6 protein-coding genes and 1 pseudogene are annotated in these 5,910 nt (G+C 65.7%); 1 reads left to right on the top strand and 6 read right to left on the bottom strand.

Annotated elements, in window-relative coordinates:
- Together AC1DOC_RS16085 and oxc are read right to left on the bottom strand one after the other, a co-directional pair.
- The coding region (locus AC1DOC_RS16085) for a CoA transferase (RefSeq protein ID WP_478130074.1) at positions 1–185 on the bottom strand (185 nt) is incomplete at its 3' end.
- Between the two features lie 26 nt (positions 186–211).
- Positions 212–2,041, bottom strand: a complete 1,830-nt coding sequence (oxc, locus tag AC1DOC_RS16080; RefSeq protein ID WP_478130073.1) for an oxalyl-CoA decarboxylase — start codon at positions 2,039–2,041, stop codon at positions 212–214.
- Positions 2,042–2,197: 156 nt separating this feature from the next.
- Between oxc and AC1DOC_RS16075 the strand changes: the two genes are divergently transcribed.
- On the top strand, positions 2,198–2,806 hold the full coding sequence (locus AC1DOC_RS16075) for a Crp/Fnr family transcriptional regulator (protein ID WP_015867259.1): 609 nt from the start codon (positions 2,198–2,200) through the stop codon (positions 2,804–2,806).
- 15 nt (positions 2,807–2,821) lie between these two features.
- Here AC1DOC_RS16075 and AC1DOC_RS16070 read toward each other — a convergent pair whose 3' ends face one another.
- The 4 genes and pseudogenes from AC1DOC_RS16070 to AC1DOC_RS16055 form a co-directional block, all read right to left on the bottom strand.
- Positions 2,822–3,658 carry a cytidylate kinase family protein gene (locus tag AC1DOC_RS16070; RefSeq protein ID WP_027729802.1) on the bottom strand — a complete coding sequence of 279 codons (837 nt, stop codon included), beginning with the start codon at positions 3,656–3,658 and terminating at the stop codon, positions 2,822–2,824.
- A gap of 15 nt (positions 3,659–3,673) precedes the next feature.
- Positions 3,674–5,203 carry a tripartite tricarboxylate transporter permease gene (locus AC1DOC_RS16065; RefSeq protein WP_478130072.1) on the bottom strand — a complete coding sequence of 510 codons (1,530 nt, stop codon included), beginning with the start codon at positions 5,201–5,203 and terminating at the stop codon, positions 3,674–3,676.
- Between the two features lie 21 nt (positions 5,204–5,224).
- Positions 5,225–5,749: a tripartite tricarboxylate transporter TctB family protein gene (locus AC1DOC_RS16060; RefSeq protein ID WP_027729803.1), complete on the bottom strand. Its 525-nt coding sequence runs from the start codon at positions 5,747–5,749 to the stop codon at positions 5,225–5,227.
- 22 nt (positions 5,750–5,771) lie between these two features.
- Positions 5,772–5,910: pseudogene (locus AC1DOC_RS16055) on the bottom strand (tripartite tricarboxylate transporter substrate binding protein); the annotation flags it as partial.

The following is a 5,910-nucleotide window of genomic DNA, read 5'->3' as shown; positions in this document are numbered from 1 at the left end:
GTGAAGTACAGCGCGTCGACGTTCGGAATGTCGCGCAGCGGGCTGCGGGTGACGTCGCCGGCGCCCGGGCGCTCGACCTTGATCACGGCGGCGCCGACCCAGGCCAGCATCTGGGTGCAGGCCGGACCGGCCTGCACGTGCGTGAAGTCGATGATCTTGATGCCGTTGAGGGGTTTGTTGCTCATTTGAGGTTCTCCTTGAGGGTGCTGGGTTACTTCTTCTTCGCCGTGCTGGGGTTCAGACTGGTGATGCGGCCGCTTTCGGTGCCGGCGGTCTCGTCGATCACGGCATTGATGAGGGTCGGACGGCGCGAAGCCACGGCTTCGGCCAGCGCCTTCTGCAATTCGTCCGCAGTGGTGGCATTGACGCCCACGCCGCCGAAAGCTTCCATCAGCTTGTCGTAGCGCGCGTTCTTCACGAACACGGTGGGCGCCACGTCGGGCGTGCCGCTCGCGTTCACGTCGGTGCCGCGATAGACGCCGTTGTTGTTGAACACGACGATGCAAATGGGCAGGTTGTAGCGGCAGATGGTCTCCACCTCCATGCCGCTGAAGCCGAAGGCGCTATCGCCCTCGATGGCGATCACCGGCTTGTCGGTGACCACCGCGGCGGCCACGGCAAAGCCCATGCCGATGCCCATGATTCCCCAGGTGCCCACGTCCAGGCGCTTGCGCGGCTCGTACATGTCGACGATGCTGCGCGCGAAGTCCAGCGTGYTGGCGCCTTCGTTCACCACGATGGCGTCGGGCCGCGCCTTCACCTGGTCGCGGATCACGCTGAGCGCGCTGTGGAAGTTCATCGGCGAGGGCCGTGCGGCCAGCGTCACGGCCATCTTCGAGAGGTTCTTGTCCTTGCGCTCGGCAATGGCGCCGGTCCATTCGGCCGGCGGCTTGGCCCACTTGGCATCCACGCCCGCGAGCAGCGCCGCCACGCAGGAGCCGATGTCGCCGATCACCGGCGCGGCAATCGCCACGTTGCTGTCGATCTCGGTCGGCGCGATGTCGATCTGGATGAACTGCTTGGCGCCCTTGTCCTGGCCCCAGGTCTTGCCCTTGCCGTGCGACAGCAGCCAGTTCAGGCGCGCGCCCACCRGCATCACCACGTCGGCTTCCTGCAGCACGTAGGAGCGCGCGGCCGCGGCCGACTGCGCATGCGTGTCGGGCAAGAGGCCCTTGGCCATCGACATCGGCAGGTAGGGAATGCCGGTCTTCTCGACCAGCGCGCGGATGTCGGCATCGGCCTGCGCGTAGGCTGCGCCCTTGCCCAGCAGGATCAGCGGCTTCTTGGCGCCCTTGAGCAGGTCGAGCGCACGCTTGACCGCGTCGGGCGCGGGAATCTGGCGCGGCGCGGGATCGACCACCTTGATGAGCGAGCGGCGGCCGGCTTCGGCCTCCATGGTCTGCGCGAACAGCTTGGCCGGCAGGTCCAGGTACACGCCGCCCGGGCGGCCCGACAGCGCCGCGCGGATGGCGCGTGCGATGCCCACGCCGATGTCCTGCGCATGCAGCACGCGGAAGGCCGCCTTGCACAGCGGCTTGGCGATCGCGAGCTGGTCCATCTCTTCATAGTCGCCCTGCTGCAGGTCGACGATCTCGCGCTCGCTCGAGCCGCTGATGAGAATCATCGGGAAGCAGTTGGTGGTGGCATTGGCCAGCGCCGTGAGGCCGTTCAGGAAGCCGGGCGCCGACACCGTCAGGCAGATGCCGGGCTTCTGCGTGAGGAAGCCGGCCGCGGCGGCGGCGTTGCCCGCATGCTGCTCGTGGCGGAACGAGATGACCCGCAGGCCCTCGGCCTGCGCCATGCGCGTGAGGTCGGTGATGGGAATGCCCGGCAGGCCGAAGATGGTGTCGATGTCGTTCAGCTTGAGCGCATCGATGACCAGGTGGAAGCCGTCGATGGTCGTTTCGTGCGCCGCCGATGCCTCGTCGGCAGGGTGCTTGAGGGCCACCACGACCGCATCGCCGTCGTTTGCCCTGTTCTTGGGCTTGAGGGCGTCGTCCAGGGTGGTGGATGCCTCTTTGTCCGTTCTTACTGAAGACATGTCTCTCCTTCTTGCTTGGTTGAATGGCCGAGGCCCGAGCCGGGACTATGATTCGGGGGCATGCTTTCGGGCGTTGACCTCGGTCAACTTTCCGGAAAACGGCACCGGCCAGATGAACCAGAAGTTGTTGTTGCGCATTCGAGCAAGACGGGACCCATGACCTTGTTGGAAAACCACCCGGAGAAGAACATCATTCGCGCGCAGCTCCGGCAGAACATCCTTCTCAAGGACCTGAGCGAGAGCGAGCGCGCCGAGCTGGAAACCCATCTCGTCATCGTGGACGGCAACAAGGGCGATTTCCTGCTGCACCAGGGCGTGCGCGAGATGGAGCAGTACTTCATCCTCGACGGCATCCTCAAGCGGGTGGTGAGCAACCCCGAGGGCAAGGAAATGATCCTGCGCTTTGCCGATGCGCACGACATGGAAACCAGCTATGCGGCGCTGCGGCTGGGCACGCCCACGCCCTACGGCATCGTCTGCGTCACCAAGGCGCGCGTGGCCAGCCTGCCGCTGAAGGAGTGGATCGCGTTCCTGGACCGCCACCCCGAGACCAAGGAACTGTTCGAATACTGCGTGATGCGCGGCATGAGCGAAATCATGGCGCACACCATCACGCTGCACCTGCTCGACGCCCCCGGCCGCGTGCACCGCTTCATGCGCAAGCACCCCGAGCTGGAAGACCGCATTCCCAGCAAGGAGCTGGCGTCGTACCTCAATCTCTCCGCAGAAACCCTGAGCCGCCTGCGCAAGCGCGGAAAAATTTAGCTCGCGCGCCCTTTTTCAGGTCTGCTTGGCCGACGCGAAGCGGCGCGGAACGGTCATCAGGCGCAGCGCGTTGTCGACGCCGCTCACGCCGTCGACCTTGGAGGCCACCTCCTGCGTGAGCGCGCGCTCCTGTGCATCGAGCACGATGCCGCTCAGCTTGACCTTGCCCTGGTCGGCCTCGACGGTCACGCGGATGTCGCCGGTCGCCTCGTTGTCCTTGAGCGCCGACTTCACCCGCGCCGCGAGCGCCATGTTGGCCAGGAGCGCGCGCGAGGCCGGCGTCTCGGCAAACTCCGGGCGCTCCACCAGCGCGCGGATCTGCGCCACGCAGCTGTCCACCGAGAGGCGGTCCGTGTTGAGCACCAGGTCGTAGAGCACCGGGTCGCCCCAGGTCACGCCGAACTGCGCATGCATGCGCGCGGCGTGCGCGTCGTCGCTGCGCCGGATCTCGGCTTCGGCAAACTCGGCATCGTCGGTTTCGAGGTGCGCCATCAGCCATTCGACCCGCTTCTTCATCGAGCGCGTGATGCGCACGCACACCACGTGCGGCACCGGCCGCAGCAGGCAGGTGGCGCCCCAGCCACGCAGCACCACGTTGCCGCGGTCGGCCAGCGCAAAGAGTTCCTCGGCCGTGTAGAGCGCAAGGCTGCGCCGGTCGGCGGTGAACCGCTCGACAAAACCGGCCTTGCCGTCGCGCAGGCGGCCGATGAAGCTGGTCGGCACCTGCATGCGGTCGGCCACGCGCTCGATCGTCTCGTGGCGCATGACCGCGAGGCCGAGCGTTTCGGCAAGCCGAAGCGACACGTCCTTGGCAAGGGAACCCATCTCCTGGGTGAGTGCGATCACTGGCATGTGGTTGTTCTCCGTTCAGTCCACCGGGCGCTCGACGGCGAACTCGTCGGGCTTCTTGGGCTTGACGAAAGCCAGCACCTTGGAAATGAGCGGCCAGAACAGCAGCACGAGCGCCAGGGTGGTGATGCCGCCGACCAGCGGGTTCGAGAACATGATCGTCACGTCGCCCTGCGAGACCAGCATGGCCTGGCGGAACGAGTCTTCCGCCTTGTCGCCGAGCACCAGCGCCAGCACCAGCGGCGCCAGCGGGAAGTCGAGCTTCTTGAACAGGTAGCCCACCACGCCGAAGCCGAGCATGAACCAGATGTCGAGCATCGCGTTGTGCACCGTGTAGGCGCCAATGGCGCAGATCACGATGATCACTGGCGCAATGATCGAGAACGGAATGCGYAGGATCGAGGCGAACAGCGGCACCGTGCTCAGCACCACGATCAGGCCCACGATGTTGCCCAGGTACATGCTGGCGATCAGGCCCCAGACGAAGTCCTTCTGCTCGACGAACAGCAGCGGGCCGGGCTGCAGGCCCCAGATCAGCAGGCCGCCCAGCAGCACCGCGGCGGTGGGCGAACCCGGAATGCCGAGCGCCAGCATCGGCAGCAGCGCGCTGGTGCCCGCGGCGTGCGCCGCGGTCTCGGGGGCCACCACGCCTTCCATCTGGCCGGTGCCGAACTTGGAGCCGCGCTTGGACATCTTCTTGGCCAGGCCATAGGCCATGAACGAAGCCGGTGTCGCGCCGCCGGGCGTGATGCCCATCCAGATGCCGATCAGCGAACTGCGCAGCGAAGTCACCCAGTACTGCGGCAGCTGCTTCCAGGTCTGCAGCACCACCTTCGGATCGATCTTCGCGCTCTTGCCCGAGAACTTCAGGCCCTCTTCCATCGACAGCAGGATCTCGCCGATGCCGAACAGGCCGATCACCGCAATCAGGAAGTCGAAGCCGCGCATCAGCTCGGGCTGGCCGAAGGTGAGCCGCAGCTGGCCCGTGACGGTGTCCATGCCCACGCTGGCCAGCGCGAAGCCGAGCGCCATCGACGCCAGGATCTTGAACGKCGAGCCCTTGCCCATGCCCACGAAGCTGCAGAAGGTCAGCAGGTACACCGCAAAGAATTCGGGCGAGCCGAACTTGAGCGCGAACTTGGCCACCAGCGGCGCCAGGAAGGTGATCATGATCACCGCCAGCAGCGCGCCCACGAACGACGAGGTGAAGGCGGTGGTCAGCGCGGCGCCCGCATTGCCCTGCTGCGCCATCGGATAGCCGTCGAAGGTGGTGGCCACCGACCACGGCTCKCCCGGGATGTTGAACAGGATGGAGGTGATGGCCCCGCCGAACAGCGCACCCCAGTAGATGCACGACAGCATGATGATCGCCGAGGTCGGCGACATCGTGAACGTGAGGGGCAGCAGGATCGCCACCCCGTTGGCGCCGCCCAGGCCCGGGAGCACGCCGATCAGCACGCCCAGGATGATGCCGACGAACATCAGGCCGATGTTCATCGGCGTGAGGATTACCGAGAAGCCCTGCATCAGGGCACTGATTTCATCCATTTCGCGTTTGCTCCGTGAGATTCAGTAGCCGAGAAACCGGAGAGGATCGAGTGCGCCCTTGAACAGCGGCACCTTGAACCACACCTCGAACATGCAGAAGAACACCGTATTGACGACCAGCGCCGCAATGGCGCTCTTCACCCACGAGTACTTGCCCAGGAACACCATGAACAGCGCGATGTAGATCGCCGACGCCACGTAGATGCCGAGCAGCGAGATCGCCCCCACGTACACCGTGGCCGGCAGCAGCACCGACAGCACGCGCTTGAGCTGCACCGAGTCGACGAAGACCTCGGTCTTCCGGTTCTTGCCCAGCAATGCCTGGTACAGGATGCCGGCGCCGGAAATCGTGATGATCACGCCGATGTAGAAGGGGAAGTACCCCGCGCCCGGACCGTCGCTGGTCCAGCCCGAGCCCAGCCTCTGGCTCTCGTAGATCACCACCAGGCCGATGGCCACCAGGACCAGCGCGACCACGGCCTCGACCACGTGGGTCGCTACGCCGGTGCGCACCGGCCCGTCTGCTGAATTCTCGTCGTGCTCCATGGAGTCCCCATCGTTCATGTGTATGCCGTGAAACCCGAAGTGCAGCGCTCCGCCCGCCGCCCTTGAACGGCACGTAGATGAACTTGGTGCCGGTGGCCTTCTCCAGCGCCACCGTGATGATCTGGTCTTCCTGCTTGGAGCCGGTGCCGGCCATCTTGAAC

This window comes from Variovorax sp. 01T439_2, assembly GCF_056398445.1.
This window is presented reverse-complemented; position numbering and strand designations above follow the sequence as displayed.